Annotated in this window: 16 protein-coding genes; 14 read left to right on the forward strand and 2 right to left on the reverse strand. The window is 54.8% G+C overall.

Annotation, left to right across the window (positions count from 1 at the left end):
* Window positions 1-92: 92 nt before the first annotated feature.
* The 11 genes from skp to tilS all read left to right on the forward strand — a co-directional run bounded on the left by skp (window position 93) and on the right by tilS (window position 13,236).
* Window positions 93-587 (forward strand): molecular chaperone Skp, encoded by a 495-nt coding sequence (gene skp, locus LOC22_RS14925; protein WP_006810039.1) that lies wholly within the window; start codon window positions 93-95, stop codon window positions 585-587.
* Window positions 588-590: 3 nt separating this feature from the next.
* Entirely contained in the window at window positions 591-1,616 is a 1,026-nt protein-coding gene (lpxD, locus tag LOC22_RS14930) for a UDP-3-O-(3-hydroxymyristoyl)glucosamine N-acyltransferase (RefSeq protein WP_230239005.1), read from the forward strand.
* Window positions 1,617-1,720: 104 nt separating this feature from the next.
* Entirely contained in the window at window positions 1,721-2,176 is a 456-nt protein-coding gene (gene fabZ / locus LOC22_RS14935; protein WP_003856165.1) for a 3-hydroxyacyl-ACP dehydratase FabZ, read from the forward strand.
* A 3-nt stretch (window positions 2,177-2,179) separates the two neighbouring features.
* Complete coding sequence (lpxA, locus tag LOC22_RS14940; RefSeq protein WP_003856164.1) at window positions 2,180-2,968, forward strand: acyl-ACP--UDP-N-acetylglucosamine O-acyltransferase; 789 nt, start codon at window positions 2,180-2,182, stop codon at window positions 2,966-2,968.
* On the forward strand, window positions 2,968-4,116 hold the full coding sequence (gene lpxB, locus LOC22_RS14945) for a lipid-A-disaccharide synthase (RefSeq protein WP_003856161.1): 1,149 nt from the start codon (window positions 2,968-2,970) through the stop codon (window positions 4,114-4,116). The genes lpxA and lpxB overlap by 1 nt, the downstream gene beginning before the upstream one ends.
* Entirely contained in the window at window positions 4,113-4,709 is a 597-nt protein-coding gene (gene rnhB / locus LOC22_RS14950; protein WP_230239006.1) for a ribonuclease HII, read from the forward strand. Before lpxB ends, rnhB begins: the two co-directional genes overlap by 4 nt.
* Window positions 4,710-4,747: 38 nt before the next feature.
* Window positions 4,748-8,230 carry a DNA polymerase III subunit alpha gene (gene dnaE / locus LOC22_RS14955; protein ID WP_230239007.1) on the forward strand — a complete coding sequence of 1,161 codons (3,483 nt, stop codon included), beginning with the start codon at window positions 4,748-4,750 and terminating at the stop codon, window positions 8,228-8,230.
* Between the two features lie 12 nt (window positions 8,231-8,242).
* The gene (gene accA, locus LOC22_RS14960) at window positions 8,243-9,202 is read left to right on the forward strand and encodes an acetyl-CoA carboxylase carboxyl transferase subunit alpha (protein WP_003856154.1); all 960 of its coding nucleotides are present in this window, start codon (window positions 8,243-8,245) and stop codon (window positions 9,200-9,202) included.
* A gap of 100 nt (window positions 9,203-9,302) precedes the next feature.
* Window positions 9,303-11,435 carry a lysine decarboxylase LdcC gene (locus tag LOC22_RS14965; RefSeq protein ID WP_230239008.1) on the forward strand — a complete coding sequence of 711 codons (2,133 nt, stop codon included), beginning with the start codon at window positions 9,303-9,305 and terminating at the stop codon, window positions 11,433-11,435.
* 66 nt (window positions 11,436-11,501) lie between these two features.
* Window positions 11,502-11,891, forward strand: coding sequence for a VOC family protein (locus tag LOC22_RS14970; RefSeq protein WP_003856151.1), 390 nt, complete (start codon window positions 11,502-11,504; stop codon window positions 11,889-11,891).
* A gap of 58 nt (window positions 11,892-11,949) precedes the next feature.
* Window positions 11,950-13,236, forward strand: coding sequence for a tRNA lysidine(34) synthetase TilS (gene tilS, locus LOC22_RS14975; RefSeq protein ID WP_230239009.1), 1,287 nt, complete (start codon window positions 11,950-11,952; stop codon window positions 13,234-13,236).
* A 26-nt stretch (window positions 13,237-13,262) separates the two neighbouring features.
* On the opposite strand, the gene rof is transcribed toward tilS, so the two are convergent.
* Both rof and LOC22_RS14985 read right to left on the reverse strand, forming a co-directional pair.
* Entirely contained in the window at window positions 13,263-13,523 is a 261-nt protein-coding gene (gene rof / locus LOC22_RS14980) for a Rho-binding antiterminator (protein WP_003856148.1), read from the reverse strand.
* Window positions 13,510-13,710, reverse strand: a complete 201-nt coding sequence (locus tag LOC22_RS14985) for a YaeP family protein (RefSeq protein WP_003856146.1) — start codon at window positions 13,708-13,710, stop codon at window positions 13,510-13,512. Before LOC22_RS14985 ends, rof begins: the two co-directional genes overlap by 14 nt.
* 195 nt (window positions 13,711-13,905) lie before the next feature.
* On the opposite strand from LOC22_RS14985, the gene LOC22_RS14990 reads away from it, so the two are divergent.
* From LOC22_RS14990 to nlpE, 3 genes are read left to right on the forward strand one after another with little or no spacing between them, the layout of a single operon-like run.
* Window positions 13,906-14,451: a YaeQ family protein gene (locus LOC22_RS14990; RefSeq protein WP_003856144.1), complete on the forward strand. Its 546-nt coding sequence runs from the start codon at window positions 13,906-13,908 to the stop codon at window positions 14,449-14,451.
* Complete coding sequence (arfB, locus tag LOC22_RS14995; protein ID WP_006810027.1) at window positions 14,448-14,864, forward strand: alternative ribosome rescue aminoacyl-tRNA hydrolase ArfB; 417 nt, start codon at window positions 14,448-14,450, stop codon at window positions 14,862-14,864. Before LOC22_RS14990 ends, arfB begins: the two co-directional genes overlap by 4 nt.
* 39 nt (window positions 14,865-14,903) lie before the next feature.
* Window positions 14,904-15,602, forward strand: coding sequence for an envelope stress response activation lipoprotein NlpE (gene nlpE / locus LOC22_RS15000; RefSeq protein WP_017383734.1), 699 nt, complete (start codon window positions 14,904-14,906; stop codon window positions 15,600-15,602).
* Window positions 15,603-15,630: the final 28 nt, after the last annotated feature.

Below are 15,630 nucleotides of genomic sequence, written 5' to 3' on the forward strand. Positions count from 1 at the left end.
TAGCGCTGACAACCGGCGATCGGTAACACGGTCGCCTTGCCACGCAAAGAACGGTACCCCTCGGGTGCCAATGGGATGGTAAGGAGTTAATTGTGAAAAAGTGGTTATTAGCTGCAGGTCTCGGTTTAGCGATGGCAACTTCTGCTCAGGCAGCGGATAAAATTGCAATCGTCAACATGGGTAATTTGTTCCAGCAGGTTGCACAGAAAACCGGTGTTTCTGCAACGCTGGAAAACGAATTCAAAGGCCGTGCGAGCGAACTGCAACGTATGGAAGGTGATCTTCAGTCCAAGATGCAGCGTCTTCAGCGTGATGGTTCTACCATGAAAGCGAGCGAGCGCAGCAAACTGGAAAAAGACGTCATGTCTCAGCGCCAGACCTTCTCTCAGAAAGCACAGGCTTTCGAGCAGGATCGTCAGCGTCGTTCTAACGAAGAGCGTGGCAAACTGGTGACGCGTATTCAGTCTGCCGTTAAAGCAGTAGCAGCCGATCAGAGCATCGATCTGGTTGTTGATGCGAACGCCGTTGCATTCAACAGCAGCGATGTTAAAGACATCACCGCTGATGTTCTGAAACAGGTTAAATAAGTAATGCCTTCAATTCGACTGGCTGATTTAGCTCAGCAGTTGGATGCAGAATTACACGGTGATGGCGATATCGTCATCACCGCTGTTGCGTCCATGCAATCTGCTAAAGCAGGCACTATTACCTTCATGGTAAGCCCTAAGTACCGTGAACACCTGGCCCAGTGCCAGGCGTCTGCCGTTGTGCTGACGCAGGACGATCTTCCGTTTGCCACTAGCGCTGCACTGGTAGTGAAAAATCCCTACCTGACCTATGCGCGCATGGCCCAAATTCTTGATACCACGCCGCAGCCGGCACAGAACATTGCAGCCAGTGCTGCGATTGATCCGACGGCTCAGCTGGGTAACAACGTATCAGTCGGCGCAAACGCCGTTATCGAATCCGGCGTTGTTTTGGGTGATAACGTGGTGATTGGCCCTGGCTGCTTTGTTGGAAAAAATACGAAAATTGGCGCAGGGTCTCGTCTGTGGGCCAATGTCTCTGTCTACCATGAGGTTGAGATTGGCAAGAATTGTCTCGTACAGTCCAGCACGGTGATTGGTTCTGACGGATTTGGTTACGCCAACGATCGGGGTAACTGGGTTAAGATCCCTCAGCTGGGTCGCGTGATTATCGGCGATCGTGTGGAGATCGGCGCTTGTACAACTATCGACCGCGGTGCGCTTGACGACACCATTATTGGTAACGGTGTTATCATAGACAACCAGTGCCAGATTGCACATAACGTTGTGATTGGCGACAATACCGCAGTTGCGGGTGGTGTTATCATGGCAGGCAGCCTGAAAATTGGCCGTTACTGCATGATTGGCGGTGCCAGCGTGATCAATGGCCATATGGAAATATGCGACAAAGTCACGGTGACGGGGATGGGTATGGTGATGCGTCCAATCACTGAGCCTGGCGTTTATTCCTCAGGTATTCCGCTGCAACCGAACAAGGTCTGGCGTAAAACAGCTGCACTGGTGATGAATATTGATGATATGAGCAAGCGACTCAAAGCGATTGAGCGCAAAATCGATCAACAAGACTAAGCGTTCATCCGTTTAACGCTAAATTTCCCGGCCTGTCGGCTTTGTTTATAAACCGGCAGGCCGTGTTATTATTGCTACTTAGTACATTTGACAGGAAGAGTATTTTGACTACTGACACTCATACTCTGCATATTGAAGAGATTTTAGAACTTCTGCCGCACCGCTATCCGTTTTTACTGGTAGACCGTGTGCTGGATTTTGAAGAAGGTCGTTTTCTGCGCGCAGTGAAAAATGTCTCCGTTAACGAGCCGTTCTTCCAGGGGCACTTCCCTGGTAAGCCTATCTTCCCGGGTGTATTGATCCTGGAAGCGATGGCACAGGCTACCGGTATTCTGGCGTTTAAAAGCGTAGGTAAACTGGAACCGGGTGAACTCTATTACTTCGCGGGTATCGATGAAGCGCGCTTCAAGCGTCCGGTCGTGCCTGGTGATCAAATGATCATGGAAGTCACTTTTGAAAAAACGCGTCGCGGCCTGACTCGCTTCAAAGGCGTAGCTATGGTTGACGGCAAAGTTGTTTGCGAAGCGACAATGATGTGTGCGCGTAGCCGGGAGGCCTGATACGTGATTGATAAATCCGCCTTTATTCATCCTACCGCCATTGTGGAAACGGGTGCCATCATTGGTGCCAATGTCCACATCGGCCCGTTTTGTATTGTTGGACCCCATGTCGAAATTGGTGAGGGTACAGTACTGAAATCTCACGTTGTCGTGAATGGTCATACCACCATTGGCTGCAACAATGAGATCTATCAGTTCGCCTCCATCGGCGAAGTTAACCAGGATCTCAAGTATGCTGGCGAACCGACCCGCGTGGAAATCGGCGATCGTAACCGCATTCGCGAAAGCGTCACCATTCATCGTGGTACAACGCAAGGCGGTGGATTGACGAAGGTGGGCAGCGACAACCTGTTTATGGTTAATGCGCATATTGCGCACGACTGTACCGTGGGTAGCCGCTGTATTCTCGCCAACAACGCAACGCTGGCGGGACACGTATCGGTTGATGATTTCGCCATTATTGGCGGCATGACCGCAGTCCATCAGTTCTGCATCATTGGTGCACACGTGATGGTCGGCGGATGCTCCGGTGTGGCGCAGGACGTCCCACCGTTTGTGATTGCGCAGGGCAACCATGCCACGCCGTTTGGCGTGAACATCGAAGGTCTCAAGCGTCGTGGTTTTAGTCGCGAAGCGATTACTGCCATCCGCAACGCGTACAAACTGCTGTACCGTAGCGGTAAAACGCTGGAAGAGGCTAAGCCGGAAATTGCCGAGCTGGCGAATAAGCACCCTGAAGTGAAAACGTTCATGGAATTCTTTGAACGTTCAACCCGTGGTCTGATTCGTTAATGGTCGACAGTCGTCCGCTTACCATCGCCCTGGTCGCCGGAGAAACCTCCGGCGATATTCTTGGTGCAGGTCTTATCCGCGCGCTTAAAGCCCGTGTACCCAATGCCCGCTTTGTGGGCGTGGCTGGGCCGCTGATGCAGGCCGAAGGCTGTGAAGCCTGGTATGAAATGGAAGAGCTGGCTGTGATGGGCATCGTCGAGGTGTTGGGGCGCTTGCGTCGCCTGCTGCATATTCGCGCCGACCTTACCCGCCGCTTTACCGACCTTAAGCCCGATGTATTTGTCGGCATTGATGCGCCTGATTTCAATATTACCCTTGAAGGGAACCTGAAAAAGCAGGGGATCAAAACTATCCATTACGTCAGTCCGTCCGTGTGGGCGTGGCGACAGAAACGCGTTTTCAAAATCGGACGATCCACTAATCTGGTGCTGGCTTTTCTGCCTTTCGAAAAAGCGTTTTACGACAGATTTAATGTCCCGTGCCGTTTTATCGGTCATACCATGGCGGATGCCATGCCGCTGGATCCGGATAAAAACGCGGCGCGTGACGAACTGGGCATCCCGCATGATGTGCACTGTCTGGCGCTGCTGCCAGGGAGCCGGGGTGCGGAAGTTGAAATGCTCAGTGCCGATTTCCTGAAAACGGCGCAAATTCTTCGCAAGACTTATCCCGATCTTGAAGTGGTCGTGCCGCTGGTGAATGCCAAACGCCGCGAGCAGTTTGAGCGTATCAAAGCTGACGTCGCCCCGGATCTTCACGTCCGCCTGCTGGACGGGAAAGGGCGGCAAGCCATGTTTGCGAGCGATGCCGCACTACTGGCTTCCGGCACGGCTGCGCTGGAGTGTATGCTGGCAAAATGCCCAATGGTGGTCGGTTATCGCATGAAGCCGTTTACCTTCTGGCTGGCAAAACGTCTGGTAAAAACAGATTACGTATCCCTGCCAAACCTGCTTGCGGGTCGCGAACTGGTGAAAGAGCTCTTGCAGGATGAATGCCAGCCGCAGGCACTGGCTGATGCATTACTGCCGCTGCTGGCCAACGGTAAAACCAGCCACCAGATGCATGATACCTTCCGTGAACTGCATCAACTGATCCGCTGTAATGCTGATGAGCAGGCGGCCGATGCGGTGCTGGAGTTAGCACAATGATGGAATTTATTTATCCCCATACCCACCTCGTTGCAGGTGTGGATGAAGTCGGTCGTGGCCCGTTAGTGGGTGCCGTTGTGACCGCGGCGGTGATCCTCGATCCAGCCCGCCCGATCGTTGGCCTGAACGACTCGAAAAAACTGAGTGAAAAGCGTCGCCTGGCGCTGTTCGATGAAATTAAAGAAAAGGCGCTGGCCTGGAGTCTCGGGCGCGCAGAGCCGGATGAGATCGACGATCTGAACATTCTGCACGCCACCATGCTGGCGATGCAGCGTGCCGTTGCTGGCCTGAAGATTGTGCCTGAGTATGTGCTGATCGACGGTAACCGTTGCCCGGCGCTGCCGATGCCTTCCATGGCTGTTGTTAAAGGCGATAGCTGCGTCGCAGAAATCAGTGCGGCGTCAATCATTGCCAAAGTGACGCGCGATGCCGAAATGGCCGCGCTGGACCTCACTTATCCCGCGTATGGTTTCGCCCAGCACAAGGGATATCCAACGGCTTTCCATCTGGAAAAGCTGGCTGAACATGGCGCAACTGAACATCATCGGCGCAGCTTTGGCCCGGTGAAACGCGCGCTGGGACTGGTGTCCTGAATCAAGACGCAAGCAATTAAGTAACGCGGGATCTGAAGATGGCTGAACCACGTTTCGTACACCTGCGGGTGCATAGCGACTACTCCATGATCGATGGGCTGGCAAAGACCGGGCCGCTGGTAAAAAAGGCGGCCTCGCTTGGCATGCCTGCGCTGGCGATCACCGATTTTACCAACCTGTGTGGCCTGGTGAAGTTCTACGGAACGGCGCATGGCGCAGGATTAAAGCCCATCGTCGGCGCGGATTTTCATGTGCAGAGCGACCTGCTCGGCGATGAGATGACGCAAATTTCCGTGTTAGCCATGAATAACACGGGTTATCAGAACCTCACTCTGCTGATCTCAAAAGCCTACCAACGCGGTTACGGCGCACTGGGTCCATGGATTGACCGCGACTGGCTGGCGGAGCTGAACGAAGGTTTGCTGCTGATCTCCGGTGGCCGTATGGGGGATGTCGGCAAATGTCTGCTACGCGGTAATAACGCGCTGGTGGATCAGTGCGTCTCGTTCTACGAAGAGTATTTCCCGGATCGTTATTACCTGGAGCTGATCCGTACCGGGCGTGCGGATGAAGAGAGCTACCTGCATGCGGCCGTCGCCCTGGCGGAAGCGCGTGGCCTGCCTGTGGTGGCCACCAACGATGTGCGCTTCCTTGAGGCGGGTGATTTTGACGCGCATGAAATTCGCGTCGCTATCCACGACGGTTTCACCCTCGACGATCCAAAACGCCCGCGCAACTACTCATCGCAGCAGTACATGCGCAGCGAAGAGGAGATGTGTGAGCTCTTCTCGGACATCCCGGAAGCGCTGGAAAACAGCGTAGAGATTGCCAAGCGCTGTAACGTCACCGTGCGTCTCGGCGAATACTTCCTGCCGCAGTTCCCGACGGGAGACATGACCACCGAAGATTTCCTGGTCATGAAATCGAAAGAGGGTCTGGAAGAGCGTCTGGAATTCCTCTTCCCGGATGAAGCGGTCCGTAAAGAGAAACGTCCTGAATATGACGAGCGCCTGGATATTGAACTCCAGGTGATCAACCAGATGGGGTTCCCAGGCTACTTCCTGATCGTGATGGAGTTCATCCAGTGGTCGAAAGATAACGGCGTGCCGGTAGGTCCGGGCCGTGGTTCTGGTGCCGGCTCGCTGGTGGCGTATGCTCTGAAAATCACCGATCTCGATCCGCTGGAATTTGACCTGCTGTTCGAACGTTTCCTCAACCCGGAACGTGTCTCCATGCCCGACTTTGACGTCGACTTCTGCATGGAAAAACGCGACCAGGTGATTGAGCACGTGGCCGATATGTACGGTCGTGATGCGGTTTCGCAGATCATCACCTTCGGTACGATGGCCGCGAAAGCGGTTATCCGCGACGTGGGCCGCGTTCTGGGCCACCCGTACGGTTTTGTCGATCGTATCTCTAAGCTGGTGCCGCCCGATCCGGGCATGACTCTGGCGAAAGCCTTTGAAGCTGAACCTCAGCTGCCGGAAATCTACGAAGCCGACGAAGAGGTCAAAGCGCTGATCGACATGGCGCGCAAGCTGGAAGGCGTCACGCGTAACGCCGGTAAGCATGCGGGGGGTGTGGTTATCGCCCCGACCAAAATCACCGACTTTGCGCCGCTGTACTGCGACGAAGCGGGCCAGCACCCGGTCACCCAGTTCGACAAGAACGACGTAGAATACGCCGGGCTGGTGAAGTTCGACTTCCTCGGCCTGCGTACGCTGACCATCATCAACTGGGCGCTGGAGATGATCAACGCCCGTCGCGAGAAGAACGGCGAACCGCCGCTGGATATCGCGGCTATCCCGCTTGATGACAAGAAAAGTTTCGACATGCTGCAACGCTCGGAGACGACAGCCGTCTTCCAGCTTGAATCCCGCGGCATGAAAGATTTGATTAAGCGTCTGCAACCAGACTGCTTCGAAGATATGATCGCGCTGGTGGCCCTGTTCCGTCCGGGGCCGTTGCAGTCGGGGATGGTAGATAACTTTATCGACCGTAAACATGGGCGCGAAGAGATTTCCTACCCGGACGTGCAGTGGCAGCATGAAAGCCTGAAACCGGTACTGGAGCCAACCTATGGCATCATACTGTATCAGGAACAGGTCATGCAGATCGCCCAGGTGCTTTCTGGTTATACCCTTGGCGGCGCAGACATGCTGCGTCGTGCGATGGGTAAGAAAAAGCCGGAAGAGATGGCCAAGCAGCGTTCCATCTTTGAGGATGGGGCGAAGAAAAACGGCGTCGATGGCGAACTGGCGATGAAAATCTTCGACCTGGTGGAGAAATTCGCCGGGTACGGATTTAACAAATCCCACTCCGCCGCCTATGCTTTGGTTTCGTATCAAACGCTGTGGCTGAAGGCTCACTATCCCGCTGAGTTTATGGCGGCGGTAATGACCGCCGATATGGACAACACCGAGAAGGTGGTTGTCCTGGTGGACGAGTGCTGGCGCATGGGGCTGAAGATCCTGCCGCCGGATATTAACTCTGGCCTGTACCATTTCCACGTTAACGATGACGGGGAAATCGTCTATGGGATCGGCGCGATCAAGGGCGTAGGCGAGGGGCCGATCGAGGCGATCATCGAAGCGCGTAACAACGGCGGCTATTTCCGCGAGCTGTTCGATCTGTGCGCCCGCACCGATACCAAAAAACTGAACCGCCGGGTGCTGGAAAAACTGATCATGTCCGGCGCGTTTGATCGGCTGGGGCCACACCGCGCCGCGCTGATGAACTCGCTCGGCGATGCGCTGAAAGCAGCCGATCAGCACGCGAAAGCGGAAGCCATTGGCCAGGCAGATATGTTCGGCGTGCTGGCGGAAGAGCCAGAGCAGATTGAGCAGTCTTATTCCAACTGCCAGCCCTGGCCAGAACAGGTGGTGCTGGATGGGGAGCGGGAAACGTTAGGCCTGTACCTGACGGGGCACCCGATCAACCAGTATCTGAAAGAAATTGAGCGCTATGTCGGCGGCCACAGGCTTAAAGACATGCATCCGACAGAACGTGGTAAAATCACCACGGCTGCGGGGCTCGTGATTGCTGCAAGGGTAATGGTCACCAAGCGCGGCAATCGTATCGGCATCTGTACCCTGGATGACCGTTCCGGGCGTCTGGAGGTGATGTTGTTCACCGACGCGCTGGATAAATACCAGCAATTGCTGGAAAAAGACCGCATACTTATCGTCAGCGGACAGGTCAGCTTTGATGACTTCAGCGGGGGGCTTAAAATGACCGCCCGCGAAGTGATGGACATTGACGAAGCCCGGGAAAAATATGCTCGCGGGCTTGCTATCTCGCTGACGGACAGGCAAATTGATGACCAGCTTTTAAACCGACTCCGTCAGTCTCTGGAACCCCACCGCTCGGGGACCATTCCAGTACATCTCTACTATCAGAGGGCGGATGCACGTGCGCGGTTGCGCTTTGGTGCAACGTGGCGTGTCTCTCCGAGCGATCGTTTACTGAACGATCTCCGTGGCCTCATTGGTTCGGAGCAGGTGGAACTGGAGTTTGACTAATACAGGAATACTATGAGTCTGAATTTCCTTGATTTCGAACAGCCGATTGCAGAGCTGGAAGCGAAAATCGATTCTCTGACAGCCGTGAGCCGTCAGGATGAAAAACTGGATATTAACATCGACGAAGAAGTGCATCGTCTGCGCGAAAAAAGCGTAGAACTGACGCGCAAAATCTTTGCCGATCTCGGCGCATGGCAGATCGCCCAGCTGGCGCGTCATCCACAGCGTCCGTACACCCTGGATTATGTCCGCCTGGCGTTTGACGAATTTGACGAACTGGCAGGCGACCGCGCATACGCTGACGATAAAGCTATCGTCGGCGGTATCGCGCGTCTGGATGGACGTCCGGTGATGATTATTGGTCATCAGAAAGGCCGTGAAACCAAAGAGAAAATCCGTCGTAACTTCGGTATGCCAGCGCCAGAAGGCTACCGTAAGGCCCTGCGTCTGATGGAGATGGCTGAGCGTTTCAATATGCCTATCATCACCTTCATCGACACGCCGGGTGCTTACCCGGGTGTTGGCGCTGAAGAGCGCGGTCAGTCTGAAGCCATCGCACGCAACCTGCGTGAGATGTCTCGCCTGAAAGTGCCGGTCATCTGTACCGTTATCGGTGAAGGTGGGTCCGGCGGTGCGCTGGCAATTGGCGTGGGCGATAAAGTGAATATGCTACAGTACAGTACCTATTCCGTTATCTCTCCGGAAGGCTGTGCCTCCATTCTGTGGAAAAGTGCCGATAAAGCGCCGCTGGCTGCTGAAGCGATGGGCATCATTGCCCCACGTCTGAAAGAGCTGAAGCTGATCGACACCGTTATCCCTGAACCGCTGGGCGGCGCGCATCGTAAGCCGGAAGTGATGGCTGCTTCCCTTAAAGCGCAACTGCTGGCAGATCTGGCGGACCTGGACGTGCTGAGCACAGAAGATCTGCTCAACCGTCGTTATCAGCGTCTGATGACCTACGGTTACGCGTAAGCCTCACAATTATCCTAAAAGCCGCACATTGTTGCGGCTTTTTTTATACCTGCCGTTTACCTTAACTATGCTTATCTGATGTTTTTCAAGGAGGTAAACCATGAACATCATTGCCATCATGGGGCCACACGGCGTCTTTTATAAAGACGAACCCATCAAGGAGCTGGAGCAAGCCCTTAAAGCACGCGGATACCAGCTGATCTGGCCGCAAAACAGCGCCGACCTGCTGAAATTTATCGAACACAATCCGCGCATCTGTGGCGTGATATTCGACTGGGACGAATACGACATGGAGTTGTGCAGCGATATCAATAAGCTCAACGAATATCTTCCGCTGTACGCGTTTATCAACACTCACTCGACCATGGACGTGAGCGCGCATGATATGCGTATGGCGCTGTGGTTCTTCGAATACTCACTCGGCGTTGCCGAGGACATTGCGACCCGCATTCAGCAGTACACCGGTGAATACCTCGATAACATCACACCGCCGTTCACGCGCGCGCTGTTCACCTATGTGAATGAAGGGAAGTACACCTTCTGTACGCCAGGCCACATGGCGGGAACAGCCTATCAAAAAAGCCCGGTGGGATGTCTGTTCTACGATTTCTTTGGCGGTAACACGCTGAAGGCGGATGTGTCGATTTCGGTCACCGAGTTAGGCTCTCTGCTGGATCATACCGGCCCGCATCTGGAAGCCGAAGAGTACATCGCCCGGACCTTTGGCGCCGAGCAAAGCTACATGGTGACCAACGGTACCTCAACCTCGAACAAAATCGTCGGGATGTACGCCGCGCCTGCCGGCAGTACGCTGCTGATTGACCGCAACTGCCATAAATCACTGGCGCATTTGCTGATGATGAGCGACGTGGTGCCGCTCTGGCTGTCGCCTACGCGTAATGCGCTGGGTATTCTCGGCGGCATTCCTCGCCGTGAATTCGCGCATGAAGCCATTGAAAATAAGATCGCGGCGATCCCCGAGGCAAGCTGGCCTGTGCATGCGGTGATCACCAACTCCACCTATGACGGGCTGCTTTACAACACGAACTGGATCAAGCAGACGTTGGACGTGCCGTCGATCCACTTTGACTCCGCGTGGGTGCCTTACACCAATTTCCACCCGATTTACTCGGGTAAAAGTGGGATGAGCGGCGAGCGGGTGCCGGGCAAGGTGTTCTTCGAAACGCAGTCGACGCACAAAATGCTGGCCGCGTTTTCCCAGGCGTCTCTTATTCACATCAAGGGCGAGTACGACGAGGACACCTTCAACGAAGCCTTTATGATGCACACGACCACGTCGCCGAGCTACCCGCTGGTGGCGTCCATCGAAACGGCGGCGGCGATGCTGCGCGGTAATCCGGGTAAACGCCTGATCAATCGTTCGGTGGAACGGGCGCTGCATTTCCGAAAAGAGGTTCAGCGGCTTAAAGATGAAGCGGACGGCTGGTTCTTTGATATCTGGCAGCCGGAAGAGATTGATGAGGCAGAATGCTGGCCCGTCGCGCCGGGGGAGAGCTGGCACGGTTTCCGGGATGCCGATGCGGACCACATGTTCCTCGATCCGGTTAAGGTGACGATCCTGACGCCGGGCATGGATGAGCAGGGTGTGATGGGTGAGGAAGGGATCCCGGCTGCGCTGGTGGCGAAGTTCCTTGATGAGCGCGGCGTGGTGGTGGAGAAAACCGGCCCCTATAATTTGCTGTTCCTGTTCAGCATCGGGATCGATAAAACCCGCGCGATGGGGCTGTTGCGCGGACTGATGGAGTTTAAGCGTGCATATGATCTGAACCTGCGGGTAAAGAATATGCTGCCGGATCTCTACGCGGAAGATCCTGACTTCTATCGCAATATGCGTATTCAGGATCTGGCCCAGGGGATCCACAGGCTGATCCGCCAGCACGAGCTGCCGCGCCTGATGTTGCAGGCATTTGATGTTCTGCCTGAAATGAAGCTGACGCCGCACAGGGCGTGGCAGCGCCAGGTGAAAGGGGAGGTTGAAACCGTTGAGCTGGAAAACCTGGTCGGGCGGGTATCGGCCAACATGATCCTGCCTTATCCGCCGGGCGTGCCGCTGCTGATGCCGGGTGAAATGATCACCGAGGAGAGCCGGGCGGTGCTCGATTTCCTGCTGATGCTCTGTTCGGTAGGGCGCCACTATCCGGGCTTTGAAACGGACATTCATGGCGCGAAACGCGATGATAACGGCGTGTACTGGGTGAGAGTCCTAAAATAAAAGGGTCTGCTTGCCAGGGGCGGGTTGTCGGTTGTAACGTTCAGAGCATCATAAAAAGGAGAAACTATGCTGGGTTTAAAAGCGGTTCATCATATTGCGATCATTGCCACCGATTACGCGAAAAGTAAGGCATTCTACTGCGACGTTCTCGGCTTTACGCTGTTGAGCGAGGCTTACCGTGAGGAGCGCGACTCCTGGAAAGGCGATCTGGCGTTAAACGGACAATATGTGATTGAACTGTTCTCTTTTCCTTTCCCGCCAGCGCGTCCTTCACGCCCGGAAGCCTGCGGCCTGCGCCACCTGGCCTTCAGCGTCGATGACCTGGACAGCGCGGTAAAACATCTGGAAGCCCACGGCGTGGCCTGCGAAGCGATTCGTGTCGATCCCTTTACCGATAAACGTTTCACTTTTTTCAACGATCCGGACGGGCTGCCGCTGGAGCTTTACCAGCAGTAATCGCCGTCATGTGTGATAATGCCCGTTCAGTTCGGGCATTTTTTATGTGTAATTTTCTATGACCTTACCCGCTATCGCGCACGCCGTTTCACCCTATCGCCAGCTGCTGGTGGGGTTCAGCGGTGGCCTGGATTCCACCGTTTTGCTGCACCGCCTTAAGCTCTGGCGCGACCGTGAGCCTGACGTCCAGCTGCGGGCGATGCATATCCATCACGGCTTAAGCCCCCATGCCGACGACTGGGTGGCGCACTGCGAAGCGGTGTGCTCAGGGTGGGCAATCCCGCTGATCGTTGAACGCGTCACGCTTGAGGATGAGGGGCTGGGTATTGAGGCGCAGGCGCGGAAAGCCCGCTACGCCGCGTTTTCCGGCGCATTACAGCAAGGGGAAGCGTTGGTCACCGCGCAGCATCTGGACGACCAGTGCGAGACGTTTTTACTGGCGCTCAAGAGGGGCAGCGGGCCTGCGGGGTTATCTGCCATGCCTGAGCGCGCTGATTTTGCTGAAACAGAGCTCATCCGCCCACTACTGGGTGAGACGCGCGCATCACTGGAAGCCTGGGCGCAGCAGCATCATCTGTGCTGGATTGAAGACGAGAGCAATCAGGACGACAGCTACGACCGTAACTTCCTGCGCCTGCGCGTCTTACCGCTGCTGAGTGAGCGCTGGGCCCATTTTTCCGAAGCGGTGGCCAGAAGCGCCATGCTGTGTGCTGAACAGGAAAGCTTGCTGGATGAGTTGCTGAGCGAGGAGCTGGATACGCTGACTACCGCTGACGGTGCCCTGAACATTGCGCCGTTGAAGGTGATGAGCCCCGTGCGCCGGGCTGCTCTGATTCGTCGCTGGCTGGCTTACCACCGTGCGGTTATGCCGTCCCGGGCGATGCTCAACCGTATCTGGGAGGAAGTTGCACAGGCGAGGGAAGATGCCGCCCCGTGTATACACCTGAATGGTTATGACGTCAGGCGCTATAAAGGGCAACTCTGGTGGGTAAAATCTGTGCCGTCGCTGGCTGACGTTGTGCTCGACTGGCCGTCGCCGGAAAAAGCATTAACGCTACCGATGAATGCCGGTGTCGTTGCGTTAAGCCATTCGGGCAATGTGCGTCTACCTGAGCCGGACGAGAACGTTACCATACGCTTCAGGGCCAGCGGCATGCTGCATATCGTCAGTCGTAACGGCGGGCGTAAGCTGAAGAAAATCTGGCAGGAACAGAACGTTCCGCCCTGGCGACGTGATACCACGCCGCTTCTGTTTTACGGCGACACGCTCATCGCGGCGGCAGGGGTTTTCATCACTGAAGAGGGGTGGGCTGAAGCGGGTGTTAATTTTGAATGGAAAGCGTAACGGGCAGCCTGGCTGCCCGTTGGTTATCAGGATTCGCTCACCACAACGGTGCCGATTTCCGGATGGCTGAAACTGGCAATTTTGTCGAGGCGTAGCTCACGCGTTGCACCTGCATCTTCCACAACCAGGTATTCCACATTTTTACGGGAAACCAGATCGCTGGCCTTTGCCTTTAGCACTTCGCCATCTTTTAGCTCCAGCGTCAGTATTAAATGATGCTGGCAGGCGAGTTCGAGGTTGTCATAGTCATCACAATTGATGGGTTGATAGGTATCATTCATCGACATAATCGCTCACCAGTAAATTCGCCGCAGCATACGCTGCTTTTTCCCTGACCGATTCAGAAAGGCTCTCATCAGAGGCCACTTCATTTAGCACGTTCAATACACAGCCCAACGCATCCGGAATGTACCCCAGATCTCCGCTGGCGATCTCCGCATACCGTCTGCGAATCAACTCACAATAATTATTCACATCACCTCCTGCCAGCGTACTGACTTACTGTGAGATATCATTAAGCCTACGAAGTTAAACTCGGTTTAGCAAGGTGACTATACCATACTCATTTAAGCATTATCAGCGCCTTGATAAGAGGGAGACACCACCTCGTAACAGCCTTTTGCCGCGGTTTTCGCTACAATGTACGCCTGATTCGAAAGGAGTTCTCTCATGGCGCTGAAAGCGACAATTTATAAAGCTGTGGTCAATGTGGCGGATCTTGACCGTAACCAGTTTCTGGATGCGTCATTGACGCTGGCGCGTCACCCTTCTGAAACCCAGGAGCGCATGATGCTGCGCCTGCTGGCGTGGATTAAGTATGCCGACGAGCGTCTGCAATTTACCCGTGGTTTAAGCGCGGAAGATGAACCGGAAGCCTGGCTGCGCAACGATCATCTGGGTATCGATTTATGGATTGAGCTTGGCCTGCCGGATGAACGCCGGATCAAAAAGGCCTGCACCCAGTCTGCTGAAGTGGCGTTGTTTGCCTACAACCAGCGCGCGGCGGAGATATGGTGGCAACAAAATAAAAATAAATGTGCGCAGTTCAAAAATCTTACCGTCTGGTATCTGGATGATGAACAGCTGGCGCAACTGAGTGCGTTCGCCAGCCGGACGATGGCGCTACAGGCGACGATTCAGGACGGCGCCATCTGGCTTTCCGATTCTCAGAATAATCTGGAAATTCATCTCACGGCCTGGCAGCCCGCATCATGATTGTATTGTCCCGAAACGTCAGCATCCCTGATAACGAGCTGGAGATCACCGCCATCCGGGCCCAGGGAGCAGGGGGACAGCACGTTAACAAGGCCTCAACGGCTATCCATTTGCGCTTTGACATTCGGGCCTCCAGCCTGCCAGAGTATTATAAAGAAAGCCTGCTTGCCGCCAGCCATCACCTGATCACCAGCGAGGGTGTGATGGTGATTAAAGCGCAGGAGTATCGCAGCCAGGAGCTAAACCGGGAAGCGGCAATAGCCCGGCTGGTCGCGGTCATTAAAGAGCTGACGGCTGTACAAAAAAGTCGCCGGGCAACACGTCCAACGCGGGCATCGAAAGAACGTCGGTTGTCATCGAAGGCGCAGAAATCCACTGTAAAATCACTGCGTGGCAAAGTCCGTCACCCATAATGTGACGAAAGGGATACCCTTTTTCATAAGGAAAGTATTGTGAAAAAAGCATTATTATCAGCGCTGGCCGTGACAAGCCTGTTCGCGCTTTTTGGCTGTAATAACCGTTCAGAAACGCAGGTACTACAGCCAACGCAAAATGAAGAATTAAAGCCGATGCAGCAAAGCTGGCGCGGCGTATTACCGTGTGCAGATTGCGAGGGCATCGAAACCTCTCTGTTCCTGCAAAAAGATGGCACCTGGGTCATGAACCAGCGTTACCAGGGGGCGAAAGAACCGTCTTCTTTTGCATCTTACGGAACATGGGCGCGTACGGCTGAGAAGCTGGTATTGACGGATACCACGGGCGATAAAACCTTCTTCCGCGCCAAAGGCGAGGGGATGGAGATGCTCGATCGCGAAGGTAATCCGATTGAATCCCAGTTCAACTACACGTTGGCCCCGGTAAAAGCGACCCTGCCAGCCACCCCAATGGCGATGCGAGGGATGTATTTCTACATGGCGGATGCGGCGATCTTCACTGACTGTGCAACCGGGAAGAAAGTCAGCGTGGCGAACAATGCCCAGCTGGAGCGAGACTATGCCGTCGCGCGCGGCAACGACAGTAAGCCAGTGTTGCTGACGGTTGAAGGGCATTTTACGCTGGAGCCAAACCCGGATAGCGGCGAGCTGGTGAAAACGCTGGTGGCAGATAAAGACGCGAAGTTTGCTGCGGGGAAAGACTGCGAAAGCAAATAAGATATAGCCATTAAAAAACCCCGCACTG

This window comes from Enterobacter sp. AN-K1 (genome assembly GCF_020971765.1).
Taxonomy (GTDB): Bacteria; Pseudomonadota; Gammaproteobacteria; order Enterobacterales; family Enterobacteriaceae; genus Enterobacter; species Enterobacter hormaechei_C.